At 70.5% G+C, this 18,065-nt stretch carries 17 protein-coding genes and 4 pseudogenes; 13 read left to right on the top strand and 8 right to left on the bottom strand.

Translation table 11 applies throughout. The features are described from left to right. On the top strand, nt 1–248 hold a 248-nt coding region (locus ACIBL4_RS16670), incomplete at its 5' end, for an integrase core domain-containing protein (protein WP_399410605.1). Nucleotides 249–428: 180 nt separating this feature from the next. Here the strand turns inward: ACIBL4_RS16670 and ACIBL4_RS16675 are convergent. Next, nucleotides 429–922, bottom strand: a pseudogene (locus ACIBL4_RS16675) (helix-turn-helix transcriptional regulator); the annotation flags it as partial. On the opposite strand from ACIBL4_RS16675, the gene ACIBL4_RS16680 reads away from it, so the two are divergent. After that, entirely contained in the window at nt 903–1,283 is a 381-nt protein-coding gene (locus tag ACIBL4_RS16680) for a RidA family protein (protein WP_399410607.1), read from the top strand. The pseudogene ACIBL4_RS16675 and the gene ACIBL4_RS16680 overlap by 20 nt on opposite strands. A 295-nt stretch (nt 1,284–1,578) precedes the next feature. After that, nucleotides 1,579–2,199 carry a pyridoxamine 5'-phosphate oxidase family protein gene (locus ACIBL4_RS16685; RefSeq protein WP_399410609.1) on the top strand — a complete coding sequence of 207 codons (621 nt, stop codon included), beginning with the start codon at nt 1,579–1,581 and terminating at the stop codon, nt 2,197–2,199. A gap of 115 nt (nt 2,200–2,314) precedes the next feature. Here ACIBL4_RS16685 and ACIBL4_RS16690 read toward each other — a convergent pair whose 3' ends face one another. Next, complete coding sequence (locus ACIBL4_RS16690) at nt 2,315–3,421, bottom strand: FAD-dependent oxidoreductase (RefSeq protein ID WP_399410611.1); 1,107 nt, start codon at nt 3,419–3,421, stop codon at nt 2,315–2,317. Nucleotides 3,422–3,638: 217 nt separating this feature from the next. After that, complete coding sequence (locus tag ACIBL4_RS16695) at nt 3,639–5,198, bottom strand: hypothetical protein (RefSeq protein WP_399410613.1); 1,560 nt, start codon at nt 5,196–5,198, stop codon at nt 3,639–3,641. A gap of 277 nt (nt 5,199–5,475) precedes the next feature. Here ACIBL4_RS16695 and ACIBL4_RS16700 point away from each other — a divergent pair, with 277 nt between their 5' ends. Beyond that, on the top strand, nt 5,476–6,663 hold the full coding sequence (locus ACIBL4_RS16700; protein WP_399410615.1) for a type III polyketide synthase: 1,188 nt from the start codon (nt 5,476–5,478) through the stop codon (nt 6,661–6,663). Nucleotides 6,664–6,727: 64 nt separating this feature from the next. Here ACIBL4_RS16700 and ACIBL4_RS16705 read toward each other — a convergent pair whose 3' ends face one another. After that, nucleotides 6,728–8,890: a SpoIIE family protein phosphatase gene (locus ACIBL4_RS16705; RefSeq protein WP_399410617.1), complete on the bottom strand. Its 2,163-nt coding sequence runs from the start codon at nt 8,888–8,890 to the stop codon at nt 6,728–6,730. 234 nt (nt 8,891–9,124) lie between these two features. Here ACIBL4_RS16705 and ACIBL4_RS16710 point away from each other — a divergent pair. Then, nucleotides 9,125–9,938, top strand: a pseudogene (locus tag ACIBL4_RS16710) (metalloregulator ArsR/SmtB family transcription factor). Continuing rightward, the gene (locus tag ACIBL4_RS16715; RefSeq protein WP_399410619.1) at nt 9,935–10,534 is read left to right on the top strand and encodes a dihydrofolate reductase family protein; all 600 of its coding nucleotides are present in this window, start codon (nt 9,935–9,937) and stop codon (nt 10,532–10,534) included. The pseudogene ACIBL4_RS16710 and the gene ACIBL4_RS16715 overlap by 4 nt, the downstream one beginning before the upstream one ends. Before the next feature lie 25 nt (nt 10,535–10,559). Here ACIBL4_RS16715 and ACIBL4_RS16720 read toward each other — a convergent pair whose 3' ends face one another. Together ACIBL4_RS16720 and ACIBL4_RS16725 are read right to left on the bottom strand one after the other, a co-directional pair. Continuing rightward, nucleotides 10,560–11,399 carry an endonuclease/exonuclease/phosphatase family protein gene (locus ACIBL4_RS16720; protein ID WP_399410621.1) on the bottom strand — a complete coding sequence of 280 codons (840 nt, stop codon included), beginning with the start codon at nt 11,397–11,399 and terminating at the stop codon, nt 10,560–10,562. Between the two features lie 149 nt (nt 11,400–11,548). Continuing rightward, on the bottom strand, nt 11,549–11,968 hold the full coding sequence (locus ACIBL4_RS16725) for an Hsp20/alpha crystallin family protein (protein ID WP_399410623.1): 420 nt from the start codon (nt 11,966–11,968) through the stop codon (nt 11,549–11,551). Between the two features lie 202 nt (nt 11,969–12,170). Here ACIBL4_RS16725 and ACIBL4_RS16730 point away from each other — a divergent pair, with 202 nt between their 5' ends. Next, nucleotides 12,171–12,593 (top strand): Hsp20/alpha crystallin family protein, encoded by a 423-nt coding sequence (locus ACIBL4_RS16730; RefSeq protein WP_399410625.1) that lies wholly within the window; start codon nt 12,171–12,173, stop codon nt 12,591–12,593. A 78-nt stretch (nt 12,594–12,671) separates the two neighbouring features. Here the strand turns inward: ACIBL4_RS16730 and ACIBL4_RS16735 are convergent, their stop codons facing one another. Further along, nucleotides 12,672–12,821 carry a hypothetical protein gene (locus ACIBL4_RS16735; protein WP_399410627.1) on the bottom strand — a complete coding sequence of 50 codons (150 nt, stop codon included), beginning with the start codon at nt 12,819–12,821 and terminating at the stop codon, nt 12,672–12,674. Nucleotides 12,822–12,944: 123 nt separating this feature from the next. Between ACIBL4_RS16735 and ACIBL4_RS16740 the strand changes: the two genes are divergently transcribed. From ACIBL4_RS16740 to ACIBL4_RS16765, 6 genes and pseudogenes are all read left to right on the top strand, one after another. Continuing rightward, the gene (locus ACIBL4_RS16740; RefSeq protein WP_399411538.1) at nt 12,945–13,301 is read left to right on the top strand and encodes a J domain-containing protein; all 357 of its coding nucleotides are present in this window, start codon (nt 12,945–12,947) and stop codon (nt 13,299–13,301) included. 60 nt (nt 13,302–13,361) lie between these two features. Further along, complete coding sequence (dnaK, locus tag ACIBL4_RS16745; RefSeq protein ID WP_399410629.1) at nt 13,362–15,230, top strand: molecular chaperone DnaK; 1,869 nt, start codon at nt 13,362–13,364, stop codon at nt 15,228–15,230. 2 nt (nt 15,231–15,232) lie between these two features. Then, nucleotides 15,233–15,775 (top strand): nucleotide exchange factor GrpE, encoded by a 543-nt coding sequence (gene grpE, locus ACIBL4_RS16750; RefSeq protein WP_399410631.1) that lies wholly within the window; start codon nt 15,233–15,235, stop codon nt 15,773–15,775. Nucleotides 15,776–15,884: 109 nt separating this feature from the next. Next, nucleotides 15,885–16,277 carry a DUF2267 domain-containing protein gene (locus ACIBL4_RS16755; protein WP_399410633.1) on the top strand — a complete coding sequence of 131 codons (393 nt, stop codon included), beginning with the start codon at nt 15,885–15,887 and terminating at the stop codon, nt 16,275–16,277. Between the two features lie 164 nt (nt 16,278–16,441). Beyond that, a pseudogene (locus ACIBL4_RS16760) lies at nt 16,442–17,035 on the top strand (hypothetical protein); the annotation flags it as partial. 110 nt (nt 17,036–17,145) lie between these two features. After that, a pseudogene (locus tag ACIBL4_RS16765) lies at nt 17,146–17,506 on the top strand (ATP-binding protein); the annotation flags it as partial. 111 nt (nt 17,507–17,617) lie between these two features. On the opposite strand, the gene ACIBL4_RS16770 reads toward ACIBL4_RS16765, so the two are convergent. Beyond that, nucleotides 17,618–17,977: a hypothetical protein gene (locus ACIBL4_RS16770; RefSeq protein ID WP_399410635.1), complete on the bottom strand. Its 360-nt coding sequence runs from the start codon at nt 17,975–17,977 to the stop codon at nt 17,618–17,620. Nucleotides 17,978–18,065 lie beyond the last annotated feature (88 nt).

An 18,065-nucleotide genomic window follows, 5' to 3' on the forward strand; every position in this document is an offset into this window, starting at 1 on the left:
TGGCCGACCTCGGCGCGACCGGCAAGCTCACCCGCGCCTACCGGCCGCAGACCAACGGCAAGGTCGAACGCTTCAACCGCACCCTGCTCGACGAATGGGCCTACCTGCGGCCCTACACCAGCAACACCGAACGCACCGACGCCCTGACAGACTTCCTGCATACCTACAACCACCACCGCTGCCACACCGCACTCGGAGGCAAGCCACCCATCAGCCGCGTGAACAACGCTGCAGGTCAATACAACTAGAGCCGGAGATCTGTGACGGAGCCTGTGTGGTGTCGTTGACCGGGCATGAAGCTGGGTGTGACGACTGAGCACTTTTATGCCGAAGTCATCCGCCCACGATCAGGACGAGCACTCCGGCCCCCGCCCACACCAGACCCCTGACCAGCAACTTCACGATGCACAGTGCTCACTGTGGCGCACGCCCGTGGCCGCGTAGTGGATGCGCAGCTTGTGGCCGGCGAGCACCGCGCGCCGGACCTCGATCATGGTGGTGCCGGGTACTTCTTCGGTGACCAGCCGACGTGCGAGCAGGTCGGATTCCGGGTCGACGAGGAAACGCCGGGCGGCGTCGCTCGCGGTGGCCCGGTGGCCTTCGGGCAGCGCGTCGACCACCTTCCGCATGGCCGAAGCGAGCGCCGGGCCGAGGCCGAACACCCGCTCGCCGCGCCCCGATCCGGCGGTCAGCAGGGCGAGGGCCTCGTCGTGGTCCAGTCGGTGAGTTCGGTCCGGAAACCGGGTGACAACGCGAAACCGCCGTGCCGGCCGCGTTCGGCGTAGACCGGGACGCCGGCGGCGGACAGCGCCTCGATGTCGCGCAGCACGGTGCGGGTGGACACCTCCAGCTCGCGGGCCGGCGTGTCCGCGGTCGAAGACGCGAACGGAGCTGACGCGGCAGTGGAACGAACAGCGATCAACCCGGTGTCCTGGTCGGTGGAGTTGGGATTCAACCAGGGGGAGGTCGTCTCCGGGCACACCCGGACCCTGTACATCTCGGGGCAGACCGCGATGAGCGACGAGGGCAAGCCCCTGCATGACGGTGACATGGCGGGGCAGTTGGCCCTGAGCATCGACAACATGGAGGCCGTACTCGGCGAGGCCGGCATGTCTCTCTCGAACGTCGTACGGCTCAACGTCTACACGACCGACGTCGATCTCCTTTTCCAGCACTATGGCGTGCTGGCGGGGCGGTTGGGCGCCGCCGCGGTGGCGCCGGCCACCACGATGCTCGGGGTGACACGGCTGGCGATCCCCGGCCAGCTGGTCGAGCTCGAGTGAACCGCCGTCGCGTGACAGCGGCCAGACCGAACGTGGATGCCCGCATGTCGCGATCCGCGGTTCCGCCGCGGGCTCATGGGCCCTCCTGCCCCGCCGACCGCGCCGTACCCGCGAGGGCTCGCCCCAGCCCGTAGGTCATTCGCGGGTCAGGTCTAGTCTGTCAGCCAAGGCCGGCGGCGATTTTCGGCCTGCCGGGTGGCGAAATCAGTCACGTAGGCCGGCGACATCCTGTCGAGGAGGACCGTTGCACCACGACGAACGGGCAGAGCGGCCCGGTAGCCACGGCGAGCACCAGATGCAACGCGAGTTGGGCACGGTCGGCCGCGCCGACCGGTTCTACGACGAGCAGGTTCTGGACCGGCTCAACCCCCGTATGCAGGACTTCGTGGCCCGCCAGGAGATGTTCTTCCTCGCGACGGCGGACCGTCAGGGGGAGTGCGACAGCACTTTCCGGGCCGGTCCGCCGGGGTTCCTCCGGGTACTCGACGACGCGACTCTGACCTACCCGGAGTACCGCGGGAACGGCGTCATGGCCTCGCTCGGCAACATCCGGGAGAACCCGCACATCGGCCTGCTGATGATCGACTTTTCCCAGGACCGCATCGGCCTCCATGTCAACGGCCGCGCACAGCTGGTCACCGATGACGTCATGCGCCAGAGGCTTCCGGACCTGCCGGTCGATCCCGTACCCGGCCGCCGCCCGCACCTGTGGGTGGAGGTCGAGGTCGAAGAGGCGTACATCCACTGCTCGAAGCACATACCGAGGCTGGTCAGAGCACCGGTCCGGCCGACCACCGGCAGTGCGGACCGTTCCGCTGCCGACGACGAACGGGCCTGGGGCACCGACGACGTCAAGCGCAAGGGTGGCGACTACTTCGGAGCGGCGGCCCGGGAGCGCGGACTGACTCCCCGCTGAAAGGTGCCGCGGTCCGCATCCGCCGGGATGATGCCCATGGCTTTCCCCGCAAGCTCGACGACGGACCCGGAAGCCGGTCGTGGCCGCCGGGTCCTCGGTTCGGCGTCGGCGTGACTCACTGGCCCTTCTCGGCAAACCATTCGATCAGGCCGCGGGCGTCGAGCTCGGGCATCTCCTCGGTGGCGGACTCGGCGCTGCGGGGGAACATGGCCCGCTCGTACTCGGTGAGCGCCGTCTCGATGTCGTCGGGGTACGCGGCCAGGGCTTCACCGAGTTCGGCGCCGTCGAGCATGGCCAGGTTGGCGCCCTCGCCGTTGGGAGCCGCGAGGTGAGCGGCGTCGCCGAGCAGGGTCACTCCCGGCACCCTGTCCCACCGGTGCTCGGCCGGCAGAGCGTAGAGGGGGCGCAGGACCGGGGGGACGTCGCTGTCGGTGATCAGCGCGGTGAGTTCCGGCGCCCATCCGTCGAACTCCTGCGCGATCCGCGCGGTGGCCGTTGCGGCATCTGTGACATCGATGCCGGCGAACCAGTCCTGCGGCTCGGACAGCCCCACGTAGGCGTGCAGAGTGTCGTTCTTCTCCCGGTGGGCGAAGATCTCCCTGCCCGGCGACGGGGCCATCAGCATCCCTCCCCCGACCGCCTCCGCGGCGGCCGGGTGCCGTGTATCGGCGTCGAACAGGTAGGTCTCGACGAACGATTGACCGATGTACTCGGGTGTGGCGGAGGACAGCAGCGGCCGGACCCGTGACCACGCGCCGTCCGCGCCGACCAGCAGGCCGGTGACGAGGGTGCCGCCGTCGGCGAACGTCACCTCGTGGCGGCCGTCGCCGAGGGCACGGGTGCGGCTGACCTTGTGCCCCCATCGCACGGTGCCCGCCGGGAGTGAGTCGAGCAGGACCTGCCGCAGGTCGCCGCGCTGCACCTCGGGGCGTCCGCCCATGCCGTCGTCGGGCTGGTCGAGCAGGACGGTCCCGTCCCGGTCGAGGACCCGCATCGCCTGGCGGCCCTCGAGCACGATGGCCTGGAAATCGTCCATCAACCGGGCCGCTTTGAGGGCGAGTTGCCCGTTGTAGTCGTGGATGTCGAGCAATCCGCCCTGGGCGCGCGCCGAGGGTGAGGACTCCGCCTCGTAGACCGTGACCGGGATTCCGTGAACGTGCAGGACGCGGGCCAGCGTGAGTCCGCCGAGTCCGGCGCCGATGATCGTGACTGCGGTGCGCATGGTGGCTCCTTCGGGATCGGGCCTCCCGGTGAGCTCCGGGCGGCCGTCTCCCGAAAGGTGCCAGTCGCCACCGACGAGCCTCCGACATCGCACCGACAGCCCCCGACAGTGCTCCGACGTGGCACCGACACGGCAGATCAGCAGGCTGTCAGGGGGAAACGCCGGCCCTTGAGTGAGCCGGCGGCCGCATGGCAACGGCCAGCGGTGGTCCGGCGTTTCAGCGGGTACGCCCGCGGCGGCGGACGAGGAGGACGACGGCGCCCAGCAGAACAGCCCCGGCTGCTGCGGCGACGAGCGTGCGGCCCGCGGCGGTCGGCGTGTCGCCGGACGATGCCGCCGCGGTCGGTGTGGCCGGCGCGCCGAAGGCGAAGGTGACGCTGTCGTTGGAGGCGTCCGGGTCGTGAAGAAGGATGCCGGCCGGGCCGGGACGCACGGTTGCCCTGCCCTTGCCGCCGTCGTACCCCTTGCCCGGCTTCACCCACAGTTCGAACAACTGGCTCTTGCCGGCGGCGACCCCGAACGGCACGCTGCACACGTAGTGGCGGTGGCCTGTCTCGAAGGGGGCGGTCTTGGTGCCGCCGACGCGGACAAGGCAGGGGCCGTAAGGGCCGTCCTCCTCCTCCATGTGAGCGGTGCCGCTGGCTACCACACCCTTGGGCAGGACCACGTCGACCACGGCGACGGCCTTGTCGTCGATCCCGTACGCGGAGGCCGGTCCGTGGTTCACGGCGTTCATGTCCAGGAGCCATTCGCCCGCCCTGCGGGCCGGCTCGGTCGTGGCATCGACCGCGAGATCCGCGGAGTTGCCGGCGGTGACGGTGAACCGGCCCTCCGCACCGTGCTCGAATCCGCCTCCCCCGCCGGACGCCCGTACCAGGGTGAGCGCCGGCCCGGTGCCCCGGTGACTGCCGCCGCCGGGTTGTTCGCGCGGCTTCAGCAGCCTGACCGAGTAGTCCGTCACGGCGGTCAGGACACGCTTGCCGACCGTGGCGGTCAGGGGACTGCTCAACTCCACGGTGCCCCCTGCGGGCACGGAGTCCGAGGAGACCAGGAAGACGCACGTGACGGATGTCTGGCCGCCGGGTTCCCGGGGATCATCGCCCCCGCCGTAGGCGCAGTTGGAGAACTTGCGGTCGAAGACCAGCCCGCCCTCCGATTCCCAACGCAGCATGATGCGCCGGTCCGTGGCCAGATCGCCGATGTTGCGCAGCCGGAGCGGCACGGTGATCCGGGAACCGACCCTGGCGTGCGTCACGTCCGGCACCTTGCCGACGTCCAGCTGCGGGATGCCTACGACCACCATGGCCTTCGCGGTGGCGCCGGTGGCACGGTCGGCGGTGAGGGTGTACGTGATCGTGCCGCCGGCGCCGGGTGCGGCGTCCGCGTCCGCACGCAGGGCGAGCTCGACCGAACGGCTCTGTGAGGCATCCTTGTTGACGCAGGTGACGACCCGGCCGTCCGCTGTGCACCGGGGATCGTCGACCGTGACGCTGGCGATGCCCGCCAGGTCACGCGCGTCGATGACGAGCGAGTCGTTTACGGGAACGGGGACCTGCGCCCCGCCGTCCCAGAACATCCAGTCCACGGTGGCCGGCTGCGCCTCCGGTCCCACGTTGATCTGCTCTTCGGCGTTGATCGTCGCGTGCGCCTGAGTCGGCAGGGGGGACGGTGCGGCAGGCGCGTCGTGCCCTGCGGCGACTGCACCGGGTGCGCTGGGCGCCAAAACGAGCACCACGGCAGCCGGCATCGCCCTGAACACCGTGCGCTTAGGGTTCATACACGTTTGATGCGCGAGGTGTCCTGACGGTTGCACCCGGAAACGCGGGCTGGCCCTGCCGGTTGAGGGTGTGTGCCGTATCACGCAACCCAACGCGCCTAAGTTGCATGCATCACAGCGGAAATGTCCCTTTGGCGTCCATGCTCGAAACGGATGCCGACGCCCGAAGTGGAACTCATCGGCATCCTCTGGGCGCTAGAGCCCAAAGTGACCCACGGCACAGCACTAGTGACGTTCCCCTGTCAGCCCCTTGTTTCCCCCTGGAAGGTGCCCCGATATGGCCGCTTACCTCTGTTCCCCTGCAGTGATACACGGCGAGCACGCCGTAACGACCAGCCATATCGTGGCAGAGGTGAGCGACCGGCACCCGCGCGCGGCGTGGGCGCCGCGGATCGACGGCATCGCGGCCAGTACGGGCATCGAGTCCCGCGGATGGATGCTGCCGCTGGAGACCGCGGTCGCCCCCGGCAACGGCAGCGGCCTGCGGGTTCTCGGCATCGAGCCGGCCCAACAGGCGCTGGCCGGCGACGGGTTCACCCAACAGGACGTCGACCGGGTGATCGCCGCCCTCGAAACCATACCCGCGCCGCAGACCGTTCAGGAGCGCACCGCGCCCGCGTGGGAGGCCGTGCAGTCCTACGGGGAGCATGCGGCGCGCGGGGCCCTGCAGACGGCGGGGCTGGACGCCGCGGACGTCGACTGCGTGATCACCAGCCACTCCACCACCCCGGCGCTGCCGGGTCTGGACATCGCCCTGGCCAACAAGCTGCCGCTCCGCAGCGACGTGATGATGCTGCCGGCGACGCAGTGGGCCTGTATCGCGGGCACCCGTTCCCTGGCGCTGGCGGCGGACCTCGTGGCCGCGGACCCCGACCGGGTGGTCCTGGTCGTGATCGCGGAGGCGCTGAGCACGACCTACCAGCCCGCGGACGACACTCTCGAGTCGCTGATCGTCCGGCTGCTGTTCGCGGACACCGCGGTCGCCGCGGTGGTCACGGGCCGCCCGAGGGCCGAGTCGGTGCTGCGGCTGGACGCCGCCTGGCACCACACGCTGCCCGGCACCCAGGATCTGCACCGCCTGGAGACGCGGGCGGACGGCACCCACTTCGTGATGGACCGGCGCGGGCCGCGCGCCGTGCAGGGGACGGTCACCGCGATGTGGGAGTGGCTGCGCGTCCGCTACGAGGACGAGCCCGGCTCCTGGCACCCCGACGTTCTGCTCGCGCACCCCGGCGGGACCCGGGTGCTGGAGTACATGGAGCAGACGATGCCCGACGCCTGGCCGTCCGGGCTGCTGGACTACAGCCGGGACAGCTACACCAGCGGCAACCGCGGAGGTGCCGCCGTGTTCGACATCCTGCGGCGGGCGTGTGACGCCGGGCGGCTGAAGCCCGGTGATCGCGCCGTTCTGTACGCGGCGGCACCGGGGCTCACCGCCACCGCCCTGGAAGGGGAGTGGCTGTAGGGCGAGGCCGCGCCGGCGGTCCTGCCGGCGGCTGACCTGCCCCGCCGGCCGCCCCCTCGCCGCGCTACTTCGCGACTTCCGCCCAGACCACCTTCCCGGTGTCCGTCCACCGCACCCCCCATCGGGTGGTGAGCCGGTGCACGACGCCCAGGCCGCGACCGCCGTCGTCGAGCAGGCCGCCGCGCCGCAGACGTGGCCTGCCGTTGCCGGTGTCGCCCACCTCGCACAGCAGGCCGTGACCGGTCCTGATCAGCCGTACCGTGAGGGGACCGGAGGCGAAGCGCACCGCGTTCGTGACCAGCTCGCTGACCAGCAGCACCGCGCTGTCCCGGGTGTCGTCCCTGGTGCGCCACTGCCTCAGGAGCGCGGAGACCTGCGCGCGGGCACGGGCGGGGGCGTCCTGACGGGCGGGCAGCCGCCATGTCGCGGTGTCCCCCTTGCGGTAGCCGATCATCCGCGCGAGCAGCAGGGTCACATCGTCGCGCTGGCGCGCGGGCGCCACCACGGAGACGACGTGCCGTGCGGCCTGCTGCAGGGCGTCCCAGGGGTGCACCGTGGACACGGCGTCCGTCAGCCTGCCGATGCCCTCGTCGATCGACACGGCCGGATCCTCCACCAGGCCGTCGGTGTAGAGGGCGAGCAGGGAGCCCGGGGGTGCGTCGAACCTGTGGACGTCGAACGGCTCGCGCAGCGCGAACTCGGCGCCCAGGCCGGGGTGCGGGTGGACCGCGAGCGGGCCCGCCTTCCCGTCCGGGGAGACCAGGACCGGGGGGAGGTGGCCTGCGCTGGACAGCGCCACGTGGTGGCTGACCGGGTCGTAGAGGGCGATGCAGCAGGTCGACCCGAGGGCGCTGTAGCCGGCCGCCAGCCCGGATTCCGCGTCGTCCAGCAGCGACACGGTCTCGTCCAGGTGCTCCAGCACCTCGTCGGGCGCGAGCCCCGCGGACAGCAGCGCGCGGGCCTCCATGCTCAGCTGGCCCATGGTTGCCGCGGCTCCCAGGCCATGCCCGACGACATCACCGACCACCAGCGCGGTACGGCCGTCAGGCAGCGGAAAGCTGTTCACCCAGTCGCCACCGACGCCCGCGCTGTCAGGGTTGGCGGGCTGGTAGACGCTGGCGATCTGGACGGTGTCGCCGCCGGTCCGGGGCAGGAGCCGGCGCTGCAGCGCCAGCACCTGCGTGTGCTCGCGCTGGTGCCGACGAGCAAGGTCGACGTGATGGGCGGTCCTGGCCACCAGCTCCTGCAGGTCGAACAGCTCGCTGTCGCGGAAGGGGCAGTCCGCCCGCCGCCAGACCTCCGCCACGCCCAGGACGACGGGCGGCTCGCCGTCCAGGACCAGGGGGATGCACGCCACACCCGCCGACCGGTCACCTGGAACCAGGGCACGCATGACGCGGGGGCTGCCGAACACCCGCTCGATCGCTTCCCGGTCGGGGATGACGATGGTCTGCGGGACGTCGTCCCGCAGGACCGCCTGCGCCAGCAGGCGACTCGCCTCTCCGGGAAGATCGTCGCCCGGGGTCACGTAGCCCTCGGACCACGCCCGGTCCGGCACCAGGGCCGCCCGCCGCAGCCGGATGGGCCCCTTCGCCTGCCCGGTGACTCCCTCCCCCGTCCACACGGCGAAGTCGAGGTCGACGGCGGCCACGTCTCCCCAGGCCAGCAGCGACTGCGCCAGCGACTGCGCGGTCTCGCCGATGTCCAGCGAGGTGCCGATCGCGGTCTCGGCGGCGTAGAGGTGCAGCCTCCTCGCCATGGCGATCACCGAGACGGTCAGGCCCTCCTCGGGCGCCGCGGCCGGCAGGATGCTCATCGAGACCACCAGCTCGGACCCGTCGTCGCGCCGCAGCCGCTGGATCCGGGCGACGTGCGCCTCACCGGTCTCCACGACCTGCCGCAGCCGACGGGTGACCGTCGGTACGTCACCGGGGGGCAGGAGTTCGACGAACGGTCTCCCGGCCGCGGCGTCCAGACCCGCGAAGACGGGGGCGTCCAGATTGCAGCGGGTGATGATCAGGTCCCTGTCGAGGTTGACCGCTCCCAGGATCTGCTCCTGACGTCCGTTCGCCGGGGTGTCAGGTGCGCGGCGGCGCGCGGCGCGGTCGTCGCCCTGCCCGCCGGCGGGACCGGCGGCCGCTGCTCCACCGCGCGGGATGTAGCGCCCCAGGGCGCTGCTGACCAGCTCGAACGCCGAAGAGGACGAAGGGGAGGGTGTGGAGTCCATACGGCTCTCTCAGCAATCCCCGGCGAGGCACCGGGGCAGTACTCGGACCCGTGCGGCTGGGCCCCGAGATCCCCGACCGCACACCTCATTCAATAACACCGGGCACCGCTTCGCCCACACCAGCGCATCGCACGGTGAACACGGACAGTGAGGTAGCTCGGTCTTCAAGCCGGAAAATCCCCGGGGAGACAAAATTCCTTGCCACGAATATTCGCTGCAAGGAATACTTACCCCATGGACACACTCCTCAGCGCACTGGCCGATCCTGCCCGCTGGCGGCTCGTGAGCCTGCTGGCCGAGCGGCCCCGCTCGGTCGGGGTCCTCGCCCAGCTCGCCGAGGCGCGCCAGCCGCAGACGACCAAGCACCTGCAGACCCTGGAGCGCGCCGGGATCGTCACCTCCCAGCGCACCGGCCAGCGCCGCGTCTACGCACTGCGCCCGAACGCCCTGCGAGATCTCGCGGCTGCCCTCAGCCGGCTCGCCGATGCCGCGGACCAGGCCGATGGACCGGGCGCGACCTACGAGCGCTACGGGCTCAACGTCCAGGCGGAGCGGCTTGCCGCGGATGCGCCGGGGTGAGGCCTCCCTCCTCGCCTGCTGGTGGACACCCGACGGCCTCCGCGTCTGCGAGCTCGTCTTCGAGGCGCGGCCGGGCGGGCGGATCGTCCACGAGTACCGCGACGCGGACGACGCCGACGACTCCGACCCGGTCGCCGGGCGCGCGGAGGGAACCGTCGAGGACCTGTGCCCCGGGGAGCGCCTTGCCTACCGGCTCTCCCCGCTGCTTCCCGACGGTGGCCTCGCCTTCACGGCACAGGTCGAGATGGAGCTGCGGCCCACCGACACCGGCACGGACCTCGACGTGCACTGGCGGATCGCCGACAGCACGGTCGATTCCGCGGACTTCATCGCCGGCATCGAGATCGGCTTCGGCCAGAGCCTCGACAAGCTCGCCGCGGCCCTCGACGCCGACGCGCACGACACCGTCGGCGCGTCTCGGCGCACCACGAAGACAGCCCACACCAAGAGACAGGACGGACAGCCATGACCAGCTCGACCGGACGCAAGGTGACAGCGAACCTGGCACTCACCCTCGGCGGGCGCTACAACGGCCCCGGCGGACCCGGGGACCTCGGGGCGATCGTCCCCTACGCGACCACCGATGTCGCGCGCAACCACCTCACCCGTATCTGGGAGGGCGCGACGACGGCGCTGCTCGGCCGGGTCAACGCCGAAGGGTTCCTGGGATTCTGGCCTACGGTCGCCGATGACGAGAACGCCGATCCGCGCGATCGCGGATACGCGAAGTGGCTGGTCGACACGGAGAAGGTGGTCCTGTCAACCACCCTGACCGAAGCACCCTGGGCACGCACGCGCATGGTGAACGCCCCGACCGCCGATGTCGTCGCCGAACTGAAGGCCACCGGCGGGGGCGACATCCTCGTCAACAGCTGCCCGAGCGTCATCAAGGCGCTCCTCGCCGCGGACCTCTTCGACCGGCTGTACCTGCTGATCTGCCCCGAGATCACCGGGGGCGGGCAGCGGCTCTTCGACGACGGGCTGCCGAGCTCGAAGTGGAGCCTCGCCCGTCATGAGACGGGCGAGCTGGGTGAGGTCGCCATGGTCTACGACAGGGTCCGCTGAGCCCTCTCGGCGTGCCGGTGTGCGCTCAAGCCGGGTCCAGGTCGGCGTGCACCGGATGGTGGTCCGAGTAGGGGCTGGGGCGCACGCGGTGCTCGAGCGGGGTCAGGCCCCGCAGGAAGACGTAGTCGAACGTGCTCTGCCAGTCGGTGGTCGGCTCGCAGGTGCCGGCGGGCGCGGGACGACACCCGGGGCCGGCGTCCGCGGCCAGCGCCCACATCGGGCCGAGTTCGGAGGCATCCGGCACCGCGTTGAAGTCGCCGAGCACGATGGCGCGATCGTGTCGGGCGACCTCTGTGGCGAGCACGCCCACCTGGTCCGCCCGGACCTCCTCCTGGAGTCGTTGGGCGAGGTGGGTGTTGAAGACCCGGACGGACCGGCCGCCCACCGTGGTGGTGACCGCCATGTACCCACGGTCCTCGGAGCCGCCGTCGGGGTATTCCACGCTCACGCGGTCGGTCATCGGCGCCGCCGAGAGGATCGCCTGGCCGAAGGCCCCCGGGCTCCACGGCAATCCCCCGCAACGGCCCCAGTTCTGCAGGACCGTCCCGTACTCGACGCGGTAGACGAGCCCGTGCAGGGTCTCGAGGTACTCCCGGATCATCTCGACGTCGCGCACACACGCTTCCTGCAGGCCGATGACCTGGGGCGCATACGCCGCGATCTCCGCCGCCCGGCCGACGTTGCTCACATTGCACGGGTTGCAGATGTTCCAGGTCATGACCCGGTTCGGTACGGCCTCCCTGACGGCGGTGACGGACAGTGCCCTGCCGGAGACGGCACCGCTCGGCGCACTGGGGCCGACGAGGACCATGCAGGCCACGGTCATGGCACCCGCGAGCAATCGCATGCCCCTTCCGAACACCATCGCCTCCTGAACGCGGCTCCCCCTGGCAGCTGACCCATCCAGGCACGAGGTTATGGGACGGTGCCGCCGGCAACACGTGCTTCTGACAACCTCCTTGAGAGCCTCCCCTGTGCCGAGGTCGGGCGGGCCGGGACGTACGCGTGGATGCGTCAGGCCGTGAGCTGCCTGGGTGTGCTGCCGGAGATGGCGATCTTGCGGGGCTTGGCGTGGGGCGCGAGCGGGAGACGCAGGGTGAGGACGCCGTTGTCGTAGGCCGCTTCGGCGGATTCGGAGTCCAGAGCGTCGGACAGGGTCAGGCGGCGGGTGAACCGGCCGGTGGGGCGCTCGATGAGCACGGCCTTGGCGCCGGCCGGGACCGGGGAGCGACGCTCGGCGGTCAGGGTGAGCGTGTCCTTCTCCACGGTCAGCTCGATGCTGGAGCGGTCCATACCCGGCAGATCGAACTGCACGTAGAGAGCTTCGTCGTCGCGCCAGGCATCCGCCGGGATGACGGCGTCGGCCGCGGCGGCACGCGCGAGCTGATGCGTGAGTCGATCGAGATCACCCAGGGCGCCGGTACGCGCAAGCATGGCCACTTCTCCTTTCACTCCTGATGTCGGCAGTCGCAGATGTGACTCGACGAACCGAGAACCGCTTCTCCATATAGCTGACCGCGCGATCGATTGACAAGTACGGACTGGATGAAGTTGATAGGAGGGGTATCAAGTTTCCGATGGTGTGGTATATCAGATGTAGAGCGAACTGAACGGAACCCGTGAAGGAGGGATGAACATGCTGATGCGTACGGATCCCTTCCGCGAGCTGGACCGGCTTGTCGATCGGGTCTGGGGCACGGCCGCGCATCCGGCCGGCATGCCGATGGATGCCTGGCGCGAGGGTGACACGTTCTTCGTGGAGCTGGACCTGCCGGGCGTGAACCCGGAGTCCATCGACCTCGATGTCGAGCGCAACGTCCTGACCGTGAAGGCCGAGCGCAAGCCGGCGTACGGCGACGACACCGACACGGTGATCACCGAGCGGCCCGCGGGGACGTTCAGCCGCCAGCTGCTCCTCGGCGACACCCTCGACACCGAGCAGGTCGAGGCCTCCTACGAGGCGGGCGTGCTGAAGCTGCGGATCCCGGTCGCCGAGCAGGCCAAGCCACGCAAGATCGCCATCAGCGGCGGCAGCGACCGCAAGGAAATCAACGGCTGACACCTCAGTCGGGCCGTCCAGGGCCTCGGGCACCGGCCCGGGGCCCTGACGGGCGAGGGACCGGTGGGCGAGCGCGCGCTACAGGGAAGGCCGTTCGGGCTGTCCGCCGTCGGCGTCGAACACCTTGGTCCAGGTGGCGCCGCAGCGGCAGCGGGAGTGCTCGATCAGTTCGCCTTCTTCGGACACGCTCAGTCCCTGGCTGAGTCGCACGTGCACATGATCGCCCATGAGGAGCCGCTTTCCTTGACGTCCGTTGTTGGATTCAGAGTGGAGGCTCGTCGCTTTTGCTGGCAATGTCATAGATCACACTATCTGTAACTGTCAGCTCGCAGAGGCGAGGAGGTGGCCGGGATGCAGGCGCGGGAGCAGCGAGCGGACCTGTACGCGGTGCTGGGGGTGGAGCCCTCGGCGACGGCCGAGCTGATCACCTCCGCCTTTCGCGCCCGGGTGCGTGAGCTGCGCCCCGACACCCGCGTCGACGCGGCCACCGCCGAGCGGTTCGGTGAGGTGCGGGAGGCATACGAGACCTTGCGCGACCCGGCCCTGCGGGCGGCCTACGACCGGTCCTGCGAGCGGGCGCACGACCGCGGGCGTACCCCGGCTCCGCCCGTACGGCCCGCGCGGCGCTCCGTCGTCCTGCTCGGGGCCGCCCGCCCCGAGCCTGCGCTGCGCGCCGGTCCCGTCCGGTGGGAGCGGACGCCCCGGTGAGGTCCGGAAGCCCCCGAAGGACACATGAGAGACAGTGACGGGCGAGGAGGGAGAAACCAGATGGCACGGGCGGTCGGTATCGACCTCGGTACGACGAACTCGGTGGTCTCGGTCCTCGAAGGCGGCGAGCCCACCGTCATCACCAACACGGAAGGCGCGCGCACGACCCCGTCGGTCGTGGCCTTCGCCAAGAACGGCGAGGTGCTGGTCGGGGAGGTGGCCAAGCGGCAGGCCGTGACGAACGTGGACCGCACCGCGCGTTCGGTCAAGCGGTACATGGGCGACCACTCCTGGCGGTTCCCCGGCCAAGGTGACATCGACGGCAAGCGGTACACCGCGCAGGAGATCTCCGCGCGGGTGCTGCAGAAGCTGAAGCGGGACGCGGAGTCCTACCTCGGCGAGGACGTCACCGACGCGGTGATCACCGTGCCCGCGTACTTCGACGACACCCAGCGGCAGGCCACCAAGGAGGCCGGGGAGATCGCGGGCCTGAACGTCCTGCGCATCATCAACGAGCCGACGGCCGCTGCCCTCGCCTACGGCCTGGACAAGGAGAACGACCAGACGGTGCTCGTCTTCGACCTCGGCGGCGGCACCTTCGACGTGTCCCTGCTGGAGATGGGCGAGGGCGTCATCGAGGTGAAGGCCACCAACGGCGACACCCACCTCGGCGGTGACGACTGGGACCAGCGCGTCGTCGACCACCTCGTGAAGCAGTTCAAGAACCACTACGGCGTCGATCTGGCGAAGGACAGGATGGCCGTGCAGCGGCTGCGGGAGGCCGCGGAGAAGGCGAAGATCGAGCTGTCCAGTTCGTCGGAGACCACGATCAACCTGCCCTACATCACGGCCTCCGCGGAGGGGCCGCTGCACCTGGACGAGAAGCTGACCCGCGCGCAGTTCGAGCAGCTGACGGCGGATCTTCTGGAGCGGTGCAAGGGCCCGTTCCACAACGCGATCAAGGACGCCGGGATCAAGGTCTCCGACATCGACCACGTGGTTCTGGTGGGCGGTTCGACACGTATGCCGGCCGTGACCGAGCTGGTGAAGGAGCTGACGGGCAAGGACCCGCACAAGGGCGTCAACCCGGACGAGGTCGTGGCCGTGGGCGCCGCGCTGCAGGCGGGTGTCCTCCGCGGCGACGTCAAGGACGTGCTGCTGCTCGACGTCACGCCGCTGTCCCTGGGCATCGAGACCAAGGGCGGCATCATGACCAAGCTGATCGAGCGCAACACGACGATCCCGACCCGGCGCTCGGAGATCTTCACCACGGCCGAGGACAACCAGCCGTCGGTGACCGTGCAGGTCTACCAGGGCGAGCGGGAGATCGCCGCGTACAACAAGAAGCTCGGCATGTTCGAGCTGTCCGGTATCGCTCCGGCGCCGCGCGGTGTGCCGCAGATCGAGGTGGCCTTCGACATCGACGCCAACGGCATCATGCACGTCTCCGCCAAGGACCTGGGCACCGGCAAGGAACAGAAGATGACCGTCACCGGCGGCTCGGCCCTGCCCAAGGACGACATCGACCGCATGGTCCGCGAGGCGGAGCAGCACGCCGAGGAGGACCGGCGGCGGCGCGAGGCGGCGGAGACCCGCAACCAGGGCGAGCAGCTCGTGTACTCGACCGAGAAGCTCATCGCGGACAACGGGGACAAGATCCCGGCGGACGCGAGGAGCGAGACGGAGACGGCGCTGGCGGAACTGAAGGAGAAGCTGAAGGGAGAGGACACCACGGCGATCCGGCAGGCGATCGACCGTACGGCGCAGGCCGCGCAGCGGATCGGCACGGCGCTGTACGAGAAGTCGCGGGCCGAGCAGCCCGAAGGTGCCGGCGGGGCGACCGCGGGCGACGGTGCGGCCGGCGGCTCGTCCGAGGACGACGTGGTGGACGCGGAGATCGTCGACGACGACAAGCCGGAGGCTGGCTGACGATGACCGGGAGCGGGCCGCAGTACACCGAGCTGGCGGAGCTGCGGCGCCTGGTGGAGGAGCGGACCGCCGACCTTCAGCGGGTGAAGGCCGAGTACGACAACTACCGCAAGCGGGTCCGGCGGGACCGCCTGGCCGTACGTGAGATCGCGGTGGCCAACGTGCTCCGGGCGCTGCTGCCCGTGCTGGACGCTGTGGACCGGGCGTGTGCGCACGAGCCGCTCACGCCGGGTCTGGAGGACATCGCCGGCTGCCTGGAGGAGCAGCTCGGCTCGCTGGGCGTCACGTCGTTCGGCGAGGTGGGTGACCCGTTCGATCCCGCCTGCCATGACGCCGTGGCGCACCACCCCTCCCCCGGCAGCGACCGCCTGGTCTGCTCGGCGGTCCTCCGGCCCGGCTACCGCATGGGCGACCACCTGCTGCGCCCGGCCCACGTGGAGGTCGCGGGGCCGGCGCCACCGGCGAGGAGCGCCGACGGGGGCGACCGGGGCGTACGCCCCTCCCCCGCCGGTGGTGCGCCGCCCTTCCCCATCGCGCGCGGCTGATGGACAGCGTTACCAGCGGTGACCGGCGCATACGTCGCATACCTGGGTACCGGGAAGGAGGGCATCGCACCGATGCCGTCGACGCTCCAGCAAGCGGAGGTGACGAACGATGCAGCACCACGAGTACCTCGCCCGCGTACGCGAGCTCGGCGAGTACGGCAGCCAGGACGAGGCCGCGAAGGTCACCGAGGCCGTGTTGAGCGTGCTGGCCCAGAGGATCAGCCCCGGCGAGGTCGACGACCTCGCCTCCCAGCTGCCCGGACCGCTCGGACAGACACTCGCGGAAGCCAAGCCGCAGCAGGCCGAGAGCTTCGGGATCGAGGAGTTCTGCCGCAGGGTCGCCGAGCGCATCGGCGCCCGGCCGCGCACCGCCGAGTGGGACGCCAGCGCCGTCCTGACGACCCTGGCCGAGGCGGTGAGCGGCGGCGAGCTGAACCAGATCCTCAGCCAGCTTCCTTCCGGCTACGCCGGCCTGTTCGGCAGGGCCGACCTCGCCGGCTGACACGACCGGCCGGCCGGCGCGGACCCGGTCGGGCCTGCGCCGACCGGCCGACTGCCGACCTGGTCTCGCCACGTGAAACAGCGGTGAAAACCCTGTGGAAGCGGTGTCGGTGTGGCCGCTTTTGCTGCACCGGACGATCACGTGGCCTCAGGGGAGGGCCCGGCATGTTCGGCAAGTTGTTCGGCAGGGGGGTGCGGAAGAGACCGGCGGCGGATCCGCATGCCCTGCCCGTCCCGCGCAGGCAGAAGAATGGCATGTACACGCTACGTGCGCTCGGCGACGCGCGGGTGCTCGCGCTGGTGGAGGCGGCCGGCGTGGGTGACTGGTCGGCGGTCAAGGCGGCGGGCGCCCTTCGACCTCGGCCGTGACCACCAGGTCCTCGGTGAGCTGGCCGACGTGGACGGTGTGCAGGACTGGATCGGCCGGGCCGTCGAGGAGGACAAGGAGCACCGGGCGACGGCCCTGCTGATATCCGGGGCGCGTCACATCTCTGGGGCTGGGAGGCGCGCACGGCCGAGCGTGCCGTGAACGTCACGCAGGAGCAGTGGCGGGTCTTCCACGAGCGGTCGGACATCGCCGAGGAGCAGCTCCTGGAGGCCGCCGAGCTGCGGCCGGAGTGGGTCACTCCGTGGCGCCGTCTCCTCACCTCCGACCGGGGCATGTCGCTGGGCCGCGCCGTCGACGAGACCAGGCTCGACGCCGCCCTGCGCCGTGACCCGCTGGACCTGGAGGCGCACTTGGAGTGGGTGTCGCAGTTGCCCTGGACCGATTTCGCCGAGCCCGAGAAGCAGTTCGCCCGCCACCACCGCCGAGCCTGAGCGCACACCGGCCCGTTCCCACTCGCCCTCCCTCCCCTCCGGACTGCCCGATGACTCTGCCCTGCACCGCTACGAACCCGGCCGGCGGCGATCGCACCTTCCAGGTGGATCTGGGCGGCCTCGTCGACCTCCTCTCCCATCACCTCTACTCCAGCCCCCGCGTCTACCTGCGAACTGATGCAGAACGCGGTGGACGCGCTGACGGCCCGGCACGGCCTCGAACCGTCCGCGTCCGTCGGCGCCCTCGCTGTCCGCCTGTACGCCGACGGTTCCGTGGTACGCGTCGAGGACGACGGCGTCGGTCTCACCGAGGCCGACGTCCACACGTTCCTCGCCACGATCGGCCGCAGCAGCAAGCGTGCCGAGCAGCGCGCGGACTTCATCGGCCAGTTCGGCATCAGCCTGCTCTCATTGGCGGCCCGGCTGCGCGACGAGGAGTGACACGGCTCTCCGGTGCCGGGGCGGGGCGGGCTGCCGCCTCGGCACCGGGGGCCGCTCACGGTGCTCCGCGGCGACGCCCCCTCAGGCCCGGTTGAGCCGGGCAGCGATTCCGTGGCCGATCAGCAAATAGATGACCGCCGGGAGGCCATAATTGAGGACAACGCGGAGCCCCTCTGTGTCCATTGTGAAAATGTCCTGTGCCCATCCGGACAGCCAGTCCGCCATTCTGTGGACGAACTCGACAAAGGGATTCCCCTGGTTCGCGTCGAGCAGGTAGAGCACGATCCACAGGCCCAGGAAACCGGCCGCCACGTCGGCGATCGTGCAGACGGCGAGGGCTATGCGCCGCGATGCGGCCTGGTCGCGCCCGGGGCGGCCATGCCCCGGGGGCTGAGGCTGGTCGTATGTCTGGTATCCGGAAACCGGGTCGGTGTTGTTCACAGGAAATTCCCATCTCGCGCGTGAGTGGTTTACAGGGTCGCCCCAGGCAGTTGGATTCAGCCTCGGACTGGCTCGTTACTGCCTACTT

Origin of the sequence: Streptomyces sp. NPDC050416 (assembly GCF_044458845.1) — a bacterium.
In the GTDB taxonomy this organism is placed as follows: Bacteria; Actinomycetota; Actinomycetes; order Streptomycetales; family Streptomycetaceae; genus Streptomyces.

Excerpts from the sequence above, each read along its gene's own strand:
- ACIBL4_RS16685 (WP_399410609.1), top strand. The coding sequence starts at position 1,579 with ATGCAACGCGAGTTGGGCACGGTCGGCCGCGCCGACCGGTTCTACGAC.
- ACIBL4_RS16690 (WP_399410611.1), bottom strand. The coding sequence starts at position 3,421 with ATGCGCACCGCAGTCACGATCATCGGCGCCGGACTCGGCGGACTCACG.
- ACIBL4_RS16695 (WP_399410613.1), bottom strand. The coding sequence starts at position 5,198 with ATGAACCCTAAGCGCACGGTGTTCAGGGCGATGCCGGCTGCCGTGGTG.
- ACIBL4_RS16700 (WP_399410615.1), top strand. The coding sequence starts at position 5,476 with ATGGCCGCTTACCTCTGTTCCCCTGCAGTGATACACGGCGAGCACGCC.
- ACIBL4_RS16705 (WP_399410617.1), bottom strand. The coding sequence starts at position 8,890 with ATGGACTCCACACCCTCCCCTTCGTCCTCTTCGGCGTTCGAGCTGGTC.
- ACIBL4_RS16715 (WP_399410619.1), top strand. The coding sequence starts at position 9,935 with ATGACCAGCTCGACCGGACGCAAGGTGACAGCGAACCTGGCACTCACC.
- ACIBL4_RS16720 (WP_399410621.1), bottom strand. The coding sequence starts at position 11,399 with ATGGTGTTCGGAAGGGGCATGCGATTGCTCGCGGGTGCCATGACCGTG.
- ACIBL4_RS16725 (WP_399410623.1), bottom strand. The coding sequence starts at position 11,968 with ATGCTTGCGCGTACCGGCGCCCTGGGTGATCTCGATCGACTCACGCAT.
- ACIBL4_RS16730 (WP_399410625.1), top strand. The coding sequence starts at position 12,171 with ATGCTGATGCGTACGGATCCCTTCCGCGAGCTGGACCGGCTTGTCGAT.
- ACIBL4_RS16735 (WP_399410627.1), bottom strand. The coding sequence starts at position 12,821 with ATGGGCGATCATGTGCACGTGCGACTCAGCCAGGGACTGAGCGTGTCC.
- ACIBL4_RS16740 (WP_399411538.1), top strand. The coding sequence starts at position 12,945 with ATGCAGGCGCGGGAGCAGCGAGCGGACCTGTACGCGGTGCTGGGGGTG.
- dnaK (WP_399410629.1), top strand. The coding sequence starts at position 13,362 with ATGGCACGGGCGGTCGGTATCGACCTCGGTACGACGAACTCGGTGGTC.
- grpE (WP_399410631.1), top strand. The coding sequence starts at position 15,233 with ATGACCGGGAGCGGGCCGCAGTACACCGAGCTGGCGGAGCTGCGGCGC.
- ACIBL4_RS16755 (WP_399410633.1), top strand. The coding sequence starts at position 15,885 with ATGCAGCACCACGAGTACCTCGCCCGCGTACGCGAGCTCGGCGAGTAC.